General features: G+C 72.7%; 12 protein-coding genes. 9 read left to right on the forward strand and 3 right to left on the reverse strand.

Annotated elements, in window-relative coordinates; translation table 11 throughout:
* The first annotated feature begins 13 nt into the window (after positions 1 to 13).
* The gene (locus ADK41_RS06295; RefSeq protein WP_030826139.1) at positions 14 to 922 is read left to right on the forward strand and encodes an ADP-ribosylglycohydrolase family protein; all 909 of its coding nucleotides are present in this window, start codon (positions 14 to 16) and stop codon (positions 920 to 922) included.
* A gap of 279 nt (positions 923 to 1,201) precedes the next feature.
* Here the strand turns inward: ADK41_RS06295 and ADK41_RS06300 are convergent, their stop codons facing one another.
* The gene (locus ADK41_RS06300) at positions 1,202 to 2,749 is read right to left on the reverse strand and encodes an MFS transporter (RefSeq protein ID WP_030826141.1); all 1,548 of its coding nucleotides are present in this window, start codon (positions 2,747 to 2,749) and stop codon (positions 1,202 to 1,204) included.
* A 186-nt stretch (positions 2,750 to 2,935) separates the two neighbouring features.
* On the opposite strand from ADK41_RS06300, the gene ADK41_RS06305 reads away from it, so the two are divergent.
* The 3 genes from ADK41_RS06305 to ADK41_RS06315 all read left to right on the forward strand — a co-directional run bounded on the left by ADK41_RS06305 (position 2,936) and on the right by ADK41_RS06315 (position 5,008).
* Complete coding sequence (locus ADK41_RS06305) at positions 2,936 to 3,559, forward strand: TetR/AcrR family transcriptional regulator (RefSeq protein ID WP_030826142.1); 624 nt, start codon at positions 2,936 to 2,938, stop codon at positions 3,557 to 3,559.
* A gap of 80 nt (positions 3,560 to 3,639) precedes the next feature.
* Positions 3,640 to 4,341, forward strand: coding sequence for a ribonuclease HII (locus tag ADK41_RS06310; RefSeq protein WP_030826143.1), 702 nt, complete (start codon positions 3,640 to 3,642; stop codon positions 4,339 to 4,341).
* Positions 4,342 to 4,408: 67 nt separating this feature from the next.
* Complete coding sequence (locus ADK41_RS06315; protein WP_078661932.1) at positions 4,409 to 5,008, forward strand: hypothetical protein; 600 nt, start codon at positions 4,409 to 4,411, stop codon at positions 5,006 to 5,008.
* A 203-nt stretch (positions 5,009 to 5,211) separates the two neighbouring features.
* On the opposite strand, the gene ADK41_RS06320 is transcribed toward ADK41_RS06315, so the two are convergent.
* Both ADK41_RS06320 and ADK41_RS06325 read right to left on the reverse strand, forming a co-directional pair.
* Entirely contained in the window at positions 5,212 to 5,826 is a 615-nt protein-coding gene (locus ADK41_RS06320; RefSeq protein ID WP_030826147.1) for a hypothetical protein, read from the reverse strand.
* Positions 5,827 to 6,051: 225 nt separating this feature from the next.
* A complete protein-coding gene (locus ADK41_RS06325; RefSeq protein WP_030826149.1) occupies positions 6,052 to 8,217 on the reverse strand; it encodes a RecQ family ATP-dependent DNA helicase in 2,166 nt (721 codons plus the stop codon).
* Between the two features lie 138 nt (positions 8,218 to 8,355).
* Here ADK41_RS06325 and ADK41_RS06330 point away from each other — a divergent pair, with 138 nt between their 5' ends.
* The 5 genes from ADK41_RS06330 (at position 8,356) to ADK41_RS06350 (ending at position 16,146) form a co-directional block, all read left to right on the forward strand.
* A complete protein-coding gene (locus ADK41_RS06330; protein ID WP_030826151.1) occupies positions 8,356 to 9,933 on the forward strand; it encodes a DUF4192 domain-containing protein in 1,578 nt (525 codons plus the stop codon).
* A 397-nt stretch (positions 9,934 to 10,330) separates the two neighbouring features.
* The gene (locus ADK41_RS06335) at positions 10,331 to 11,089 is read left to right on the forward strand and encodes an NUDIX hydrolase (RefSeq protein WP_030826153.1); all 759 of its coding nucleotides are present in this window, start codon (positions 10,331 to 10,333) and stop codon (positions 11,087 to 11,089) included.
* Positions 11,090 to 11,196: 107 nt separating this feature from the next.
* Positions 11,197 to 13,143: an ABC transporter ATP-binding protein gene (locus tag ADK41_RS06340; protein WP_030826155.1), complete on the forward strand. Its 1,947-nt coding sequence runs from the start codon at positions 11,197 to 11,199 to the stop codon at positions 13,141 to 13,143.
* 163 nt (positions 13,144 to 13,306) lie between these two features.
* Positions 13,307 to 14,194: a FadR/GntR family transcriptional regulator gene (locus ADK41_RS06345; protein ID WP_030826157.1), complete on the forward strand. Its 888-nt coding sequence runs from the start codon at positions 13,307 to 13,309 to the stop codon at positions 14,192 to 14,194.
* Positions 14,195 to 14,622: 428 nt separating this feature from the next.
* Positions 14,623 to 16,146, forward strand: a complete 1,524-nt coding sequence (locus tag ADK41_RS06350; protein WP_030826160.1) for an RNA polymerase sigma factor — start codon at positions 14,623 to 14,625, stop codon at positions 16,144 to 16,146.
* Positions 16,147 to 16,266 lie beyond the last annotated feature (120 nt).

Here is a 16,266-nt window from a genome sequence, read left to right on the forward strand (position 1 = left end):
GAGTGGCAGGGCGATGACCGCTGATTCCTCTCCCGCCGGGCGCCTGGACCGCGCCCTGGTCAGCCTGCGCGGCGTGTCCGTGGGGGACGCGCTCGGCTCCCAGTTCTTCGTGCCGGTGAACTACCCGCTGCTCAAGCGCCGCGAGCTGCCGCCAGGACCCTGGCAGTGGACGGACGACACGGAGATGGCGTGCTCCGTCGTCTCCGTCCTGGCCGCGCACCACCGGATCGACCAGGACGCCCTCGCGCTGTCCTTCGCCACGCACCACGACTTCGACCGGGGCTACGGTCCCGCGGTCAACCGGCTGCTGCGGCTGGTCCGCGAGGGCGGCGACTGGCGGGAACTCGCCGCCGCGCTCTTCGACGGACAGGGGTCGTGGGGCAACGGCGCCGCGATGCGGATCGCGCCGCTGGGCGCCTGGTACGCGGACGACCCGGAGCAGGCCACCCATCAGGCCGAGATCTCCGCCTACCCCACACATCAGCATCGTGAGGCCGTGGTCGGCGCCATGGCCGTCGCGGCGGCGGCCGCGCTGGTCGCGGCCCCCGGCGGGCCGCCCGGCCCGGAAGCCCTCCTCGACGGGGTCGTCGCGCTGGTGCCCGCGAGGAGCGCGGTCGGCGCGGGGCTGCGCCGGGCCCGGGACATGCTCGACTACGGCGACGCGGCCACCGTCGCGGCCGTGCTCGGCTGCGGACGGCGTACGACGGCGCATGACACCGTGCCCTTCGCGCTGTGGTCGGCGGCCCGGGCTCTGGGCGACTACGAGCGGGCGTTCTGGACGACCGCGCAGGTGGGCGGGGACGTCGACACGACCTGTGCGATCGTGGGCGGTGTGGTCGCCGCCGAGAAGACGGGGGCGCCGCCCGCCGAGTGGGCCGGCCGGGTCGAGCCGCTGCCGGACTGGATGCGGACCGCGGTCTGAGAGCCTTGCGGACGGAGTTCGGAACTCTCTGTGCTTACCGGGAACTCTCCGTGATCGGCCGTTCGTTGTCAGGACATCTGTTGTGCGAGGCGTGAGGCCTGACACGCGTAGACGCGTCTGTCGTGCGGAGCGGTGCGGGGAGGGGCCGTAGTGGTGATCATGAAGGTGTCGCTCGGGGTCCTGCTCGCCCTGATGGGTGCGGACCCGTCCGGCGTTCGCCGGCCGGGTCCGAAGACGTCGGCCGGCGAGCCGCCGGGCAGGCCTCGCGTTGTCCCCTTCTCAGCCCACGCCCGGTCCGGCCGAGCCGGACAGCGCCTCCAGGTCGCTCTTGCGGACCCGGATGACGAACCACGCGGTGGCCAGGGCGAGCACGGCCATCGCGGCAGCCGGGACGAAGGCCGTGGAGATGCCCTCGGTGAGCACCTCGTGGCCCCAGGGAGCGGGCAGTTGGTGCGTCTGGGCGAACTCCGCCTTCTGCTCCGGCGTCGCTTCGGCGAGGAAGCCGGGCACCTGCTTCTCCGCCTCGTCCTTGCCGGCCGTGCCGAACACCGTCGTCAGGAGGGCCAGTCCCACCGAACCGCCCACCTGCTGGGTCGCGTTGAGCAGCCCGGACGCGGCGCCTGCCTCGTGCTGGGCCACCCCGGAGACCGCGGTGAGCGTCAGCGTCACGAAGTTCAGCCCCATGCCGAAGCCGAAGACCAGCATGGGGCCGAGGATGCCGCCGACGTACGAGCTGTCGGAGCTGATCAGCGTCTGCCAGGCCAGTCCGGTCGCGGCGAGCGCCGACCCGACGAGCATGAACGGCTTGGGGCCGAACACGGGAAGGAACCGCTGCGACAGGCCGGCCCCGAGCGCGATCACGACCGTCACCGGCAGGAAGGCGAGACCGGCCTCGATCGGGCTGTACCCGAGCACGTTCTGCACGAAGAGGACGATGTAGAAGAACATGCCGAACATCGCCGCGGCCAGGCTGAGCATGATCACATACGTGCCCGAGCGGTTGCGGTCGGCGAACATCCGCAGCGGGGTGATCGGCTCCTTGGCCCGGGACTCGATCAGCGCGAAGGCCACCAGCAGGACCACGGCGGCCACGAAGGAGCCGATGGTCAGACCGTCCCGCCAGCCTTCCTCCGCCGCGCGGATGAAGCCGTAGACGAGGGAGGCCATACCGGCCGTCGAGGTCGCCGCGCCCGCGATGTCGAAACGGCCGGTGTGCCGCTCGGACTCGTTGATGTACATCGGTGTGAGCACGGCTATCAGCAGGCCGATCGGCACGTTGACGAAGAGCACCCACCGCCAGTCGAGCCACTCGGTGAGCATGCCGCCCGCGAGCAGGCCGATGGCGCCGCCGCCCGCGGAGACCGCGGCGAAGATGCCGAAGGCGCGATTGCGCTCGGGTCCTTCCGGGAACGTGGTGGTGATGAGCGCCAGCGAGGTGGGCGAGGCGATGGCGCCGCCCACACCTTGCAGGACGCGCGCGGCCAGCAGCTGCCACGGTTCCTGGGCGAACCCGCCGAGCAGCGAGGCGAGGGTGAACAGCAGGATGCCGGTCATGAAGACACGGCGGCGGCCGAGGATGTCGCCGGCCCGGCCGCCGAGGAGCAGCAGGCCGCCGAAGGTCAGGGTGTAGGCGCTGATCACCCAGGTGAGATCGGTGGTGCTGAATTCGAGAGCGCTCTGGATGTGCGGCAGCGCGATGTTCACAATCGTCGAGTCGAGGACCACCATGAGTTGGCAGGCCGCGATGACGGTGAGCGCGATGCCGGGACGTCCGTCCCGGCGGGCCGCGCCTGGCTTCCGGTTCTGGATTAAAGGAGAGGTTGTCACTATGGGTCCCCCACGAGTGCGTCAGTGAACGCTCGCGTTCACTGTTGCGCCAACGGTATGAGCCCCAGACAGTGAACGCAAGCGTTCACTTAATGCGCTGTCGCTCGGTGCGTCCCCCTCAGTCGCCGCGCGGCATGTGTTTCGTCCCCGAATGCCCGCTTCCTCTGCTCGTTGGAGAGAGTTCAGATGGTTTCTTCGAGCTGGGTGGCCGCCCAGGACCGGACGGCCGTGTCCCGCCGCCGTGGCGCCGTGCTGGAACGCGCGATCCTCGACGCCGCCCTGGAGCAGCTCAGTACGGTCGGCTGGAACGGCCTGACGATGGAGGGCGTCGCCGCGGGCGCCCAGACCGGAAAGGCCGCCGTCTACCGGCGCTGGCCGTCCAAGGAGGATCTGGTCGCGGACGCGCTGCGGGCCGGACTGCCGCGTTTCGACGCGGCGCCGGATCTGGGCAGCGTGCGCGAGGACCTGCTGCACCTGTGTCTGCGGGCGCGCGACGCGATGTTCTCCCAGCCGGGATGCGCTCTGCGTTCGGTGATTCACGAATGTGACACCCATCAGGCCGAGCGCTTCCACGCCGTCATCTTCGACGGGCTCGTGGAACCCACCATAAAGATGCTGCGCGCCGTGATCGAGCGTGGAATCGAGCGGGGGGAGGTGCGTGCCGACGCGGCGAACGGATATGTCTTCGACGCCATTCCGGCGATGATGATGTACCGCTCGAAGATGTGCGGAAGCGAATGGCCGGACGCCGATCTGGAGGAGATGATCGACCGGTTGATGGTTCCGCTGCTGCGGCCGGCCGGCTTCTGACCGCGGTTTTGCGAGTCGCCGGCGCCGCTCGGGGGCCGGGGTGTCGCGGGCCGTCGCGGGCGGCGTACGCTAAGGGCGCCATGCCGTACGAACCACCTACTCACACCGTCGAGCGCTCTCTGCGCGCCACGACCGGGGCGAAGATCGTTGCAGGTGTCGACGAGGTGGGGCGCGGCGCGTGGGCCGGCCCCGTCACCGTCTGCGCGGCGATCACCGGACTGCGCCGGCCCCCGGAGGGGCTCACCGACTCCAAGCTCCTCACCGTCAGGCGGCGTACCGAGCTCGCCGAGACGCTGCGGAGCTGGGTGACCTCGTACGCCCTGGGGCACGCCTCTCCGGAGGAGATCGACGCCCTGGGGATGACGGCCGCGCTGCGGCTGGCGGCGGTGCGTGCGCTGGGGGAGCTGCCGGTCCGGCCGGACGCGGTGATCCTCGACGGCAAGCACGACTATCTCGGCACGCCCTGGAAGGTCCGTACGGTCATCAAGGGCGACCAGTCGTGCGTGGCCGTCGCGGCGGCCTCGGTGATCGCCAAGGTTCAGCGCGACAAAATGATGGCCGAACTGGGCGTCGACCATGCAGACTTCGGTTTCGCGGACAACGCCGGGTATCCGTCGCCCGTGCACAAGGCCGCGCTGGAGGTCCGGGGACCCACCCCGCACCACCGGTTGTCGTGGGCGTATCTTGATGCGCTGCCCCAGTGGCGGCACCTCAAGAAGGTCCGCAGCTGGACGGAAGGGCGCGTTCCGGAGATCGAGGGCCAGCTCGGCTTCGACTTCTGACGGACCGCTCGCACTGATGTGCCACCCGGCGGCGCGAGCCGTGCCAATGTTTGATAAAAATCAGCTCATGCCTCTCATTCCCGAGGAGCCTCAGATTCACGAGAGTGCCCAGGGTCCCCGCATCGCGTCGACCCCTCGCCCCGTACCCGGTCCCCGCCCCGCGGCTCCGTCGCGTCCCGGTCGCCCCGGCCCGCCGCGGCCCGCGCCGCCGGTGCAGCGCGCGTCGCGCGACGCGGCCAAGCCCGTTCCTCCGGGCCCGCCCGCGCCCGCGGCGGCCACCCCGCAGCTCCAGTTGGTCCCGGCCTCGGCCCAGGGGGCGCTCGACGCCGCCGAAGAGGCCGTGGACCTGCTGCTGGACTCGGGCCGCGCCCCCGGCGACGTGCTGGTGATCACCACCGGGGACCCGCATCCGTGGGCCACCCACGAACTGTCCTTCGGCGAAGCCTCCTACTGGGCCCAGCACGACGCCGGTGACGACGTCTTCTACACGGACGCCAAGATCGCCGAGCGTGCCGGTGCGCGCCCCGTCGTCGTGGTCGCCGTCAACGGAGGCCCGGAATCCGCGGCTGTTTCCGCCTTGTCGGTGGCACACGCCCGGGCCGGTGCCCTGCTGATCGTCTGCGGTGATCCGCAGCGCGTCAACCCGGTGCTGGGCGCGGGCGTCTGAACCGCCATCACGGCATCCGCCCGGGCGTCGAGGGGAGGCGTGGACGCCGAGGTCGTGGCGTTCGCACGATCGGGGACCCGGTGTGTCCGGGACCGGAACGGCCGATGCGCCCGCGCCGTCTCGGCACCGGGCCGGGTCCGGGATCGTGCAGGCGCGGCGCGCCCCGCATCACCCTGTGATGCCCGGGCGGCGTCTTCGCGACGTCAGCGTGCCGCCGCGCGGCGCAGGACCTCCGACGCGGCGCCACCCGTGCGCGGTATCCGGGGCGGTGCCGCGGACGTGGCGAACGGTTCCGGTGCCGAGCCGGCGCTGGGGTGGCGGCCGCCACGCCCCTCGCCGAGGACCTGCCACCCGTCACGGGTCAGCGTGATGTACGCCCCGCAGCGCAGCCCGTGCAGGGTGCAGGCGTCCCGCAGGCCCCACATCCAGGCACCGTCCTCCTCCGTCCAGCGCGCGTCGCCGTCACGGCAGTAGAGCAGCACGGCGGTGCGCACCGGGGTGCGGCGGCGCAGGTCGTGCGGGATCACCCGGCGCAACTGGTCCAGCAGCACATTGCGGAGCAGCCAGCCGTCCGCGGAGCTGGTGCGCCGGGTGAACGACGCGCTCGCCCGCACCCGTTCGTCCGGATCGAGCACGGCGACGACCGCGGTCGCCGGACCGGGACGGTGCCGGGCGTGCAGTCCGCTGACGACCTCCCGCGGACTGCCCAGCAGCGGGATTCCCGCGGCGGCCCACTCCGCAGGTTCGAGCACACGGTTGGCGGAAGCGGCGGACGTCGACAGCGATGCCGCCGAGGACGGAGCGAATCCGAAGGTCACGGTCCTCCCTTCGGCTACGCCCGGACTGCGGGCAGGGTCGGATTCGGGGGAGCGCGCACGCAACGGAGCCCCACCTGATCGGCGGGCGAGCCGTGCGGGTGCGTCCCTCAATTCTTCCTGTCGAACTTGGATGCGGCAACGAGCAATTGAGGCAGCGGTCCGGTATCGGATGTTCCACGGCTAATATCCCCACCCGTGGGGCAGGTCGAACCATCGGCCGAACCCTCAGCCCTGTACGGCCAGCACCAGCGGCAACACGCCCTGTGCACCGGCCCGCCGGAGCAGGCGCGCCGCGACCGCGAGGGTCCAGCCCGTCTCCGTGTAGTCGTCCACGAGGAGAACCGGGCCCCGCGCCTCGGCCAGCGCGGCGGCGAGGTCGGCCGGTACGGTCAGCGCCCCGTCGAGGGCCTTGAGACGCTGGGCGCTGTTGCTCCGGGAGACGGGGTGCGCCTCGCCCGTGTAGGCCACCGACCCCAGCAGCGGCAGCCGCCCGATCTCCGCGATGCGCGTCCCGAGCGAGTGGATCAGCCGGGGGCGGCCACGGGAGGCGAGGGTGACCACCCCCACCGGCCGGGGCTGGGGATCCGCCGCCCCCGGAGCCCAACCACCGGGCCCCTTGGCCCAGTCGGCCAGCACGCCCACCACGGCCCGGGCGACGTCGTCCGGCACCGGCCCGTCCGGCGCCTGCGGCGCGAGCATCGGACGCAGCCGGTTGCCCCAGCCGATGTCCGACAGACGTCCCAACGCCATGCCCCGGGCGGCCTGTTTCTCCGCCGGAATGCGTCCTTTGAGGTCCATGCCGATCGCCGGAAGCCCGGTGGGCCACATCTTCCGGGGCTCCACCTCGACGCCCGCCCGGCCGAGGTCCACGCGAGCCGCCTCGAGGGCGGTCGATGAGGCCTCGGGGGTGTACCGCGGGCCGGCGCAGTTGTCACAGCGTCCGCAGGGCTTGGCGCCCTCGTCGTCCAACTGACGCTGCAGGAACTCCATCCGGCAGTCCGTGCTCGCCGCGTACTCGCGCATCGCCTGCTGTTCGGCCTTGCGCTGGCGCGCCACCCACGCGTACCGCTCGGCGTCGTACGTCCACGGCCGCCCGGTCGCGATCCAGCCGCCCTTGACCCGCCGTACCGCCCCGTCCACGTCGAGGACCTTGAGCATGGTCTCCAGGCGGGAGCGGCGCAGTTCCACCAGCGGCTCGAGGGCCGGCAGCGACACGGGCCGATCGGAGCGCGCGAGGACGTCGAGCGTACGGCGCACCAGGTCCTCAGAGGGGAAGGCGAGCGACGCGAAGTACTCCCAGATCGCCTCGTCCTCCTTTCCCGGCAGCAGCAGCACCTCGGCGTGCCGGACCCCGCGCCCGGCGCGGCCGACCTGCTGGTAGTAGGAGATGGGGGAGGACGGTGAGCCGAGGTGGACCACGAAGCCCAGGTCGGGCTTGTCGAAGCCCATGCCGAGCGCGGAGGTGGCGACCAGGGCCTTCACCTTGTTGGCGAGCAGATCCTCCTCGGCCTGCTGCCGGTCGGCGTTCTCCGTCCGGCCGGTGTACGAGGCGACGGTGTGCCCGCGCTGCCGCAGGAAGGCGGTGACCTCCTCGGCGGCGGCCACGGTGAGCGTGTAGACGATCCCCGAGCCCGGGAGCTCGTCCAGGTGGTCGGCGAGCCAGGCCATCCGGTGCGCCGCGTCCGGCAGGCGCAGCACGCTCAGGCTCAGACTCTCCCGGTCCAGCGGGCCCCGCAGCACCAGCGCGTCCGAGGAACCTCCCGTGCCCAGCTGCTCCGCGACGTCGGCGGTGACGCGGGCGTTGGCGGTCGCGGTGGTGGCGAGGACGGGCACGCCGGCCGGAAGATCGGCGAGCATGGTGCGCAGCCGGCGGTAGTCCGGGCGGAAGTCGTGCCCCCAGTCGGAGATGCAGTGCGCCTCGTCGACCACCAGGAGCCCGGTCGCGGCGGAGAGCCTGGGCAGCACCTGGTCGCGGAAGTCCGGGTTGTTCAGCCGCTCCGGACTCACCAGCAGCACATCGACGTCGCCCGCGGCGATCTCCGTCTGGACGGAGTCCCACTCCTCGCTGTTGGAGGAGTTGATGGTCCGGGCGCGGATTCCGGCTCTGGCCGCGGCCTCCACCTGGTTGCGCATGAGCGCCAGCAACGGGGAGACGATCACGGTGGGGCCGCTGCCCCGCTCCCGCAGCAGCGAGGTGGCCACGAAGTAGACCGCGGACTTGCCCCAGCCCGTGCGCTGCACGACCAGGGCCCTGCGCTTGTCGGCGACCAGCGCCTCGATCGCCCGCCACTGGTCCTCGCGCAGTCGGGCCTCGCCCGTGTCGTCCCCGACGAGGCGGGCGAGAACCGCGTCGGCGGCCGTGCGGAGATCCGCGTTGCTCGTGTGCTCCATGGGTCCATCCAACAGGACGCCACTGACACACGGGCGGGTGCGCGGAAGCGCCCCACGGTCCGAGGCCGGTGACATGTCCCTGGTCGGACTTATCCACAGGGCGAAGCGGAGGTTCGCAATCCGCGAGATCGTCTTCGCATGACGAACCACGGCGAAACCACTGGATCCCCCGAAAAAGGTGACATCTCGGGGCGTGGCACCGGTCCCCGGACGCCCGGCGGCGGCGAAGACGACGGACAGCAGGTCACCCTGCGCTCCCCGGCCGAGCTCGCCGACGCACTGCCCTACCTGCTCGGCTACCGCCCCGAGGACAGCATCGTGCTGGTCGCCCTGCACGACAAGGACGGACGGGGCCGGTTCGGCGGCCGCGCCCGGCTCGGTATCCCCGCCAACCCCGACGACTGGCCCTCCGCGGCCCGGCAACTGGCCCACGGCCTGGTGACGGGCAGCGAGCGCCGGGGCGCCCGGCCCGAGCAGATGATCGTCTTCCTCTGCCACGAACCCGACCGGGGCGAATCCGGCCGGCAGGTCAAGGAGCGGCTGGGGCCGCTCGCCCGCGCCCTGCGCCTGGAGTGCGGCGCCCTGGACATCCCGGTGGTGGAGGCCCTGTGCGTCTCGGACGGCCGCTTCTGGTCGTACTGCTGTGACGACGAGGGCTGCTGCCCGGCCGAGGGGACACCGATGGGACTGCCCGGCACCTCGGTGCTGGCCGCCGCCGCCACCTACGCCGGGCTCCAGGTCCGCGGCACCCTGCGCGAACTGCGCGCCAGGCTCCAGCCGTGGGAGCACTCCGCCGCCCGGGAACAGGAGGCCGCCCTGGACGCCGCCGGTCTGGCGCTGATCCCCAGGATCCTCGACGCGGAGGGCCGACGCGAGGTCGCCGAGGAGACACTGGGGCTGGCCGGGCGGCTCCTGGGCCGGCTCGCCGAGGCCCCGCCCGTGCCCGGCACGCTCCCGGCGGACCTGCGGGACGACGAACTGCTCGGGCACGACGAGGCCGCGGCGCTGATCCTCGGTCTGCAGGACCGTACGACCCGTGACCGCGCGGCCGGGTGGATGGAGGGCGACGAGGCGGGTCCGGCCCTTCGCCTGTGGCGCGCCCTGGCCCGCCGTTGCGTCGGGGCGTACCGCGAACACGCCGCGGCGCCCCTCACCCTCGCCGGATGGGTCGCCTGGTCCACCGGTGACGAACTGGAAGGCCGGGAAGCGCTCGCCATGGCCCTGGGCGCCGACCCCGACTACCTCTTCGCCCGGCTCCTGCACCAGGCCTGCAACGAGGGACTCGACCCGGAGTCGATCCGCCGCTGCCTGCGGTCCGAGCGTGAGGACCATGGGCGGGCGACGTCGGACGGGCCGGCGGTCGTGGCCACGGAGCCGCGGCAGCGGGACGGCTGCGAGGTGCCGGCTGCCGAACCCGCGCATCCGGATCCCGAAGCGGTGCCCTCGCCCCGTCGACGTCGCACGCGTGCGCCCGGCACCGGCGGCGCTCTCTCCCGCCGGCTGCGCACGGAAGGCGGCCGGCCGGGACGGCGGATTCCGCATCCGCGTGCCTCGGCGGTGAGCGCCCGCCCCGCGGTGGACGGCGGCACCTGCCCGGGCGGCGCGGACGAGAGCGGAACGCGTCCCGGCGGCGCGCGCCCCGGCGCGGGGCGTCGCCGCGGTGCCTCGCAGCCGGACGCGCGGACCGGTCGCCGGGGCGGCGACGGGGAGGGGTGAGTGAGCGGCGGAGCCGTCCCCGTCGGGCCGGCGCCGGCCTTCGCGGAGGCGTGGCGGGCAGGTGGCGGTGCTGCTGCCCGTGCTGCCCCGTCCACCGCGGGCAGGGAGGCGTCCCGTCGACGCCGGGCCGCGCGACGTCCAGCGCCCCGCGGGGGGAGAGCGGCCTGACGGGACCGCGCGTGGCGGGCGCCCCTTCGCCGTACGGATCGGCCGGCTCGGTCCCGCCATGGCCGAGGAAGCGGCCGAGGGACTCCGGCCGGGGCCCGACCCGGCCGGACACGGCCCGCCGGACGGCGGGGAGCGCACGGCGGCGGACCCGCCGGACCGAAGTGGATCAGTTGGCGTCACGACCCGGGAAGGGAGTGTTTATCGTCAGGCAGACGACTATGATCGCCGCATGCCCTACGACCCGTCAGCCTTTCCGCCCTTCGCCGTCACCGTGGACCTGGTCGTACTGACCGTACGCCGCCACGCCCTGTGTGCGCTGGCGGTGCGCCGGGGCGAGGCGCCGTTCCAGGGGCGCTGGGCCCTTCCCGGCGGCTTCGTGCGGGCCGACGAGGACCTGGCGCAGGCAGCGGCCCGGGAACTGGCCGAGGAGACGGGGTTGCGGGTGCACGACCCCGCCGTCCCCGCCCAGGACAACGGCGCCCACCTGGAACAGCTCGCCACGTACGGCGACCCCGAGCGCGACCCCCGGATGCGGGTCGTGAGCGTCGCCCACCTCGCCCTCGCCCCCGACCTGCCCGCGCCCCGGGCAGGCGGTGACGCCAGCAACGCACGCTGGGCGCCCGTCGAGGAGTTGCTGCAGCAGGGTGGGCACGGCCGGGACGGCGAACCGGTGGCGCCGCTCGCCTTCGACCACGCCCGGATCCTGTCGGACGGGGTGGAACGCGCCCGCTCCAAGATCGAGTACTCGTCGCTGGCGACGGCCTTCTGCCCGCCCGAGTTCACCGTCGGCGAGCTGCGCCGGGTCTACGAGGCGGTCTGGGGCGTGGCGCTCGACCCGCGCAACTTCCACCGCAAGGTGACGGGCACGCCGGGTTTCCTGGTCCCCACCGGCGGCACGACCACCCGGCAGGGCGGTCGCCCCGCCCAGCTCTTCCGGGCCGGCGGAGCCACCCTGCTCAACCCCCCGATGCTGCGTCCCGAGGTCTGACGCGGGACGACCGGAGCGTGTCAACGGGCCCGGCGGGGGGTGTCCTTCCCCTCCACCGGGTAGCGAGATGCCCGGAAAATCCGATATGGCGCGCTATCTTGCATCGGGTGATCCAGGCCATCGGACTGACCAGCAGCCCCCGCAAAGAGCTTCCGCCCACCGTCGACGACGTCTCCTTCGAGGCACACGCGGGCCGCGTCACCGCACTGCTCGGAGCACCGGGCGCCGGCAAGACGACGGCGATCCGGCTCATGCTCGAACTCCAACGCGGCCGCGGCATCACCTACTTCAGGGGCCGCCCGCTGCACCGCCTCCCCCATCCCTCCCGCGAAGTCGGCGTGCTGCTCGGCGATGTGCCGGGCCACCCCGCCCGCACCGTCCGGGGGCACCTGCGCATGCTGTGCGCGGCCGCGGGGGTTCCGGTCCGCCGGGCCGACGAAGTCCTCGAGGCGGCAGGGCTCGTGAGCCTGCGCGACGAACGCCTGGGCATCCTGTCGCGCGGCATGGACCGCCGCCTGGGACTGGCCTGCGCCCTGCTGCCGGACCCGCACACGCTCGTGCTCGACGAGCCCGCGCGGGGGCTCTCCGTCGCCGAGAACCGCTGGCTGTACGACACGCTCCGGGCGTACGCGGCCCAGGGCGGCACGGTGCTGTGCACCACGGCCGACCCGAAGGAGGCCGCGCGGATCGCGGACCACGTGGTCACCCTGGAACGGGGAAGACTCGTCGCCGACCAGGAGGCGGCGGACTTCTCGCGGACCCGGTTGCGCCCCCGGGTCGCCGTCCGCAGCCCGCACGCCGCCCGTCTCTCCGCCCTGCTCGCACAGGAGGCCCGCGCCGCCCGGCGGTCCGTGGAGGCCGTGCACGAGGGCGGCAACCGCCTCCGCGTCTACGGCAGTACCTGCGCGGACGTCGGCGAGATCGCGTTCCGGCACGGCATCGTCGTGCACCAACTGGCGGATGAGGTAGGAGACATGGGCCCCGGCGCCGGGGCGAGCGGCCCGGTGTCGGACGGCCCGGCGACCCAGGCCGGCGCCGCCGGGGAACCCGTGCGTCCGGACCCCGACGTGCCCCCGCCCGCGGACGACACGGCACGCGATCCGGACCACCGCCCGGGCGCCCCGGCCGGCGAAGGCTCTCCCGTGTCCGTGTCCCCGGCGCGGAAGACGCCGGACGCATCCGTCACCGGGGAGACCCGCCCGGCCCCCGCCGCCCGCTCGCGCCGGACCGCCCGCGCGCGCGACGCCGCCGCCGGGCCTCCCCCTCCCGTCTCCGTCCGTCCCGCCCCCAGGCCCCTTCGCCCGCTGCGCTACGAGATCCGCCGCGCCACGGGTGTCGGCACGGGGTTCCTCGTCGGGGCGGCCGTGCTCGTCGTGTCCGCGCTCACCGCCGTACTGCTGGCGCGGGTCGGGCACACCCCGCAGCCGCGCCTGCTGGCCGCGTGGCCGAGGGAGCTGCCGCTGCCGCCCGCGGCGCTCGGCGCGGGCCTGCTCGGCGCGCTGGCCTTCGGCGACGAGTTCCGCCACCCCGCGCTGGCGGCGGACCGCGGCACCGTGCCCCGGAGGCTGGGGCTGCTGACCGCCAAGCTCCTCGTGGCCTCGGTCACCGCGGTGGTGCTGGCCGTCCTGACCGTCGGGTGCGACGCCGAGCTGCTCCACCTCGTCTACGGACGGGAGGCCGTCGAGGTCCCCGCCGACTGGCTGCCGCTGAGTGCGGGTTGGCTCGGACTCGTGATCGGGTGCGCCTGCGCGGGCGTGCTGGCCGCGGGCGTGTTCCGGTCCACCACCGCCGGTCTCGCGGTCGTCGTCGCCGTACCCCTTCTCGTCGTGCCGCTCGTGCACAAGGTGACGGAAGGGCCGGCGGTGCGCACCCGGGTCCCGCTCGCGTCGCGGCTGCGGGACGGCGGGCCGCTCCGGTGGCCCTTCGGGGGCGAACACCAGCTGGACGCGGTCCTGCGGCTGGTCGCCCAACCCGTCGGCGGGGCAATGACGTTGTCGCTGGCGGCGCTGCTGTGCGCGTATGTGCTCACCGGTCTGCGGAGCAGGGTCCGATGACGACCGTCCACGAACGCACCGGCCCGTCCCGGCTCGCAACTCATCGTGAAAAGCCCATTTCTTTCCGATAAGGCGTCAATTGCGACGGGGTGAGCGATCACCCTTTCGTGTGCTTTTCACCAAAGACCTCAAGGGAGTTGGAAACGAAGCCGACAAAAGATGCGTGAGTACCCTTGCGCACACCATGATGACCGCCGCCCGCTCCGCAGACTCCGGCCTCGCGAGCCCGGGCGAACTCGACCGCTACCCCTACGCCGAGACGCCCGCCGTCGACCGCGTCGGGGCCCCTGCCTGGGACGGCGCGGATCCGGAGCTGGGCCGTGTGGGCCGGCGGGCCACGGGCAGCCGCGGGCGCGGGCTGCACGGCCAACTCGTCCAGCAGCTGGGTCAGATGATCGTTTCCGGGGACCTGGGCGCCGACCGCCCGCTGGTGCCGGAGGAGATCGGCCAGCGCTTCGAGGTCTCCCGCACCGTCGTCCGCGAGTCGCTCCGCGTCCTGGAGGCCAAGGGCCTGGTCAGCGCCCGGCCGAACGTCGGCACGCGTGTGCGCCCCGTCAGCGACTGGAACCTCCTCGACCCGGACATCATCGAGTGGCGGGCCTTCGGGCCGCAGCGCGACGACCAGCGCCGTGAGCTCAGTGAGCTGCGCTGGACGATCGAGCCGCTCGCCGCCTGCCTGGCGGCCGGCCACGGACGGGAGGACGTCCAGCAGCGGCTGACCGACATGGTCGAGATCATGGGCCACGCCATGGGGCAGGGCGACGCCCTGACCTTCGCCCGCGCCGACGCCGAGTTCCACTCCCTGCTCATCCAGATCGCCGGCAACCGGATGTTGGAGCACCTCTCCGGGATCGTGTCCGCCGCCCTGCAGGTCTCGGGCGGCCCGGCCACGGGCTGCGAGCGGCCGACCGAGACGTCCCTGGCGCAGCACGGACGGATCGTCGACGCCCTCGCCGACGGCGACGGCGCGGCGGCCGAGACGGCCATGCGCCAACTGCTCACGGTCCACCCAGAGGTGGAACGCGTGGTGCCCGCCCCCCGCGAGCACTGACCGCGTTCCGCGGGCGGCACGGTCCGGCATGCCATCCCCCTCCTGTGGCAGCGCCCCGCCGATGAGCCGCCCCCCGTCGGACCCCGTGGGATCGTCGACGATCCCACGGGGTCCGATGCCCAGAACGACGTGGCAGACTCGTAGAGGTGACCTCCTCGCCCCCGAGTGAATGCTTTCGTGATTGTTTGACCGATTCTGTTCGCTTACGGGGTGTGACTCGGGCCACGCGGATTGGACGTAACGCTCCTGGGAAGAACGCGATGACCTAAGAGGTGACAGCCGCGGAGGGAATACGGACGCCGTTCATGGCGCTGTGCATCCTCCCCGGCCCCTGCCCGCGCCGTCGGCCCATCTCCAAGCCGGCGGTCGGCTCCTGTCCACTGTGGACGGGGCCGGAAGCCGTTTTCCAACGTTCCGAGAGGTTGTTCGTGTCGGCCAGCACATCCCGTACGCTCCCGCCGGAGATCGCCGAGTCCGTCTCTGTCATGGCTCTCATTGAGCGGGGAAAGGCCGAGGGGCAGATCGCCGGCGATGACGTGCGTCGGGCCTTCGAAGCTGACCAGATTCCGGCCACTCAGTGGAAGAACGTACTGCGCAGCCTCAACCAGATCCTCGAGGAAGAGGGTGTGACGCTGATGGTCAGTGCCGCAGAGCCCAAGCGCACCCGCAAGAGCGTCGCAGCGAAGAGTCCCGCCAAGCGCACCGCCACCAAGACGGTCGCCGCCAAGACGGTGACCGCCCGGAAGGCCCCCGCCGCGACTCCGGCGGCGCCCGCCGCCGACCCCGCCGCCGAGGAGGCACCCGCCAAGAAGGCGGCCGCCAAGAAGACGACCGCGAAGAAGGCGGCCGTCAAGAAGACCACGGCCAAGAAGACGGCCGCCAAGAAGACCACGGCGAAGAAGGACGACGCCGAGCTGGGCGAGGAAGAGGTCCTCGAGGACGCCAAGGTCGCGGAGGAGCCCGAGGGCGCCGAGAACGCCGGCTTCGTCCTCTCCGACGAGGACGAGGACGACGCGCCCGCCCAGCAGGTCGCCGCCGCCGGCGCCACCGCCGACCCGGTCAAGGACTACCTCAAGCAGATCGGTAAGGTCCCCCTGCTCAACGCCGAGCAGGAGGTCGAGCTCGCCAAGCGCATCGAGGCGGGTCTGTTCGCCGAGGACAAGCTGGCCAACTCCGACAAGCTGGCGCCCAAGCTCAAGCGCGAGCTGGAGATCATCGCCGAGGACGGCCGCCGCGCCAAGAACCACCTGCTGGAGGCCAACCTCCGTCTGGTGGTCTCCCTGGCCAAGCGCTACACCGGCCGCGGCATGCTCTTCCTGGACCTCATCCAGGAGGGCAACCTCGGTCTGATCCGCGCGGTGGAGAAGTTCGACTACACCAAGGGCTACAAGTTCTCCACGTACGCCACCTGGTGGATCCGCCAGGCGATCACCCGCGCGATGGCCGACCAGGCGCGCACCATCCGCATCCCGGTGCACATGGTCGAGGTCATCAACAAGCTCGCGCGCGTGCAGCGCCAGATGCTCCAGGACCTGGGCCGCGAGCCCACCCCGGAGGAGCTGGCCAAGGAGCTCGACATGACCCCGGAGAAGGTCATCGAGGTCCAGAAGTACGGTCGTGAGCCCATCTCCCTGCACACCCCGTTGGGCGAGGACGGCGACAGCGAGTTCGGTGACCTCATCGAGGACTCCGAGGCGGTCGTCCCGGCCGACGCGGTCAGCTTCACGCTGCTGCAGGAGCAGCTGCACTCCGTCCTGGACACCCTGTCCGAGCGCGAGGCGGGCGTCGTCTCCATGCGCTTCGGTCTCACCGACGGTCAGCCGAAGACCCTCGACGAGATCGGCAAGGTGTACGGCGTCACGCGCGAGCGCATCCGCCAGATCGAGTCCAAGACCATGTCGAAGCTGCGCCACCCGTCGCGCTCCCAGGTGCTGCGCGACTACCTCGACTAGGTCCGCCCGCCACGACGCACCGTCGTGCGACGGCCTGCGTCAGGCCCGGTTCCCGTCCTGGGAACCGGGCCTTCGCCGTTGCCGCGCGGGTGCGAGCCCGGACGGGGTCCATCACTCTGG

Source organism: Streptomyces caelestis, assembly GCF_001279005.1.
Classification (GTDB): domain Bacteria; phylum Actinomycetota; class Actinomycetes; order Streptomycetales; family Streptomycetaceae; genus Streptomyces; species Streptomyces heliomycini.

What these genes read in the sequence shown, in the direction of transcription:
- ADK41_RS06310 (WP_030826143.1), top strand. Translation starts at nt 3,640, where the DNA reads ATGCCGTACGAACCACCTACTCACACCGTCGAGCGCTCTCTGCGCGCC.
- ADK41_RS06335 (WP_030826153.1), top strand. Translation starts at nt 10,331, where the DNA reads ATGCCCTACGACCCGTCAGCCTTTCCGCCCTTCGCCGTCACCGTGGAC.
- ADK41_RS06330 (WP_030826151.1), top strand. Translation starts at nt 8,356, where the DNA reads ATGACGAACCACGGCGAAACCACTGGATCCCCCGAAAAAGGTGACATC.
- ADK41_RS06315 (WP_078661932.1), top strand. Translation starts at nt 4,409, where the DNA reads ATGCCTCTCATTCCCGAGGAGCCTCAGATTCACGAGAGTGCCCAGGGT.
- ADK41_RS06295 (WP_030826139.1), top strand. Translation starts at nt 14, where the DNA reads ATGACCGCTGATTCCTCTCCCGCCGGGCGCCTGGACCGCGCCCTGGTC.
- ADK41_RS06305 (WP_030826142.1), top strand. Translation starts at nt 2,936, where the DNA reads ATGGTTTCTTCGAGCTGGGTGGCCGCCCAGGACCGGACGGCCGTGTCC.
- ADK41_RS06325 (WP_030826149.1), bottom strand. Translation starts at nt 8,217, where the DNA reads ATGGAGCACACGAGCAACGCGGATCTCCGCACGGCCGCCGACGCGGTT.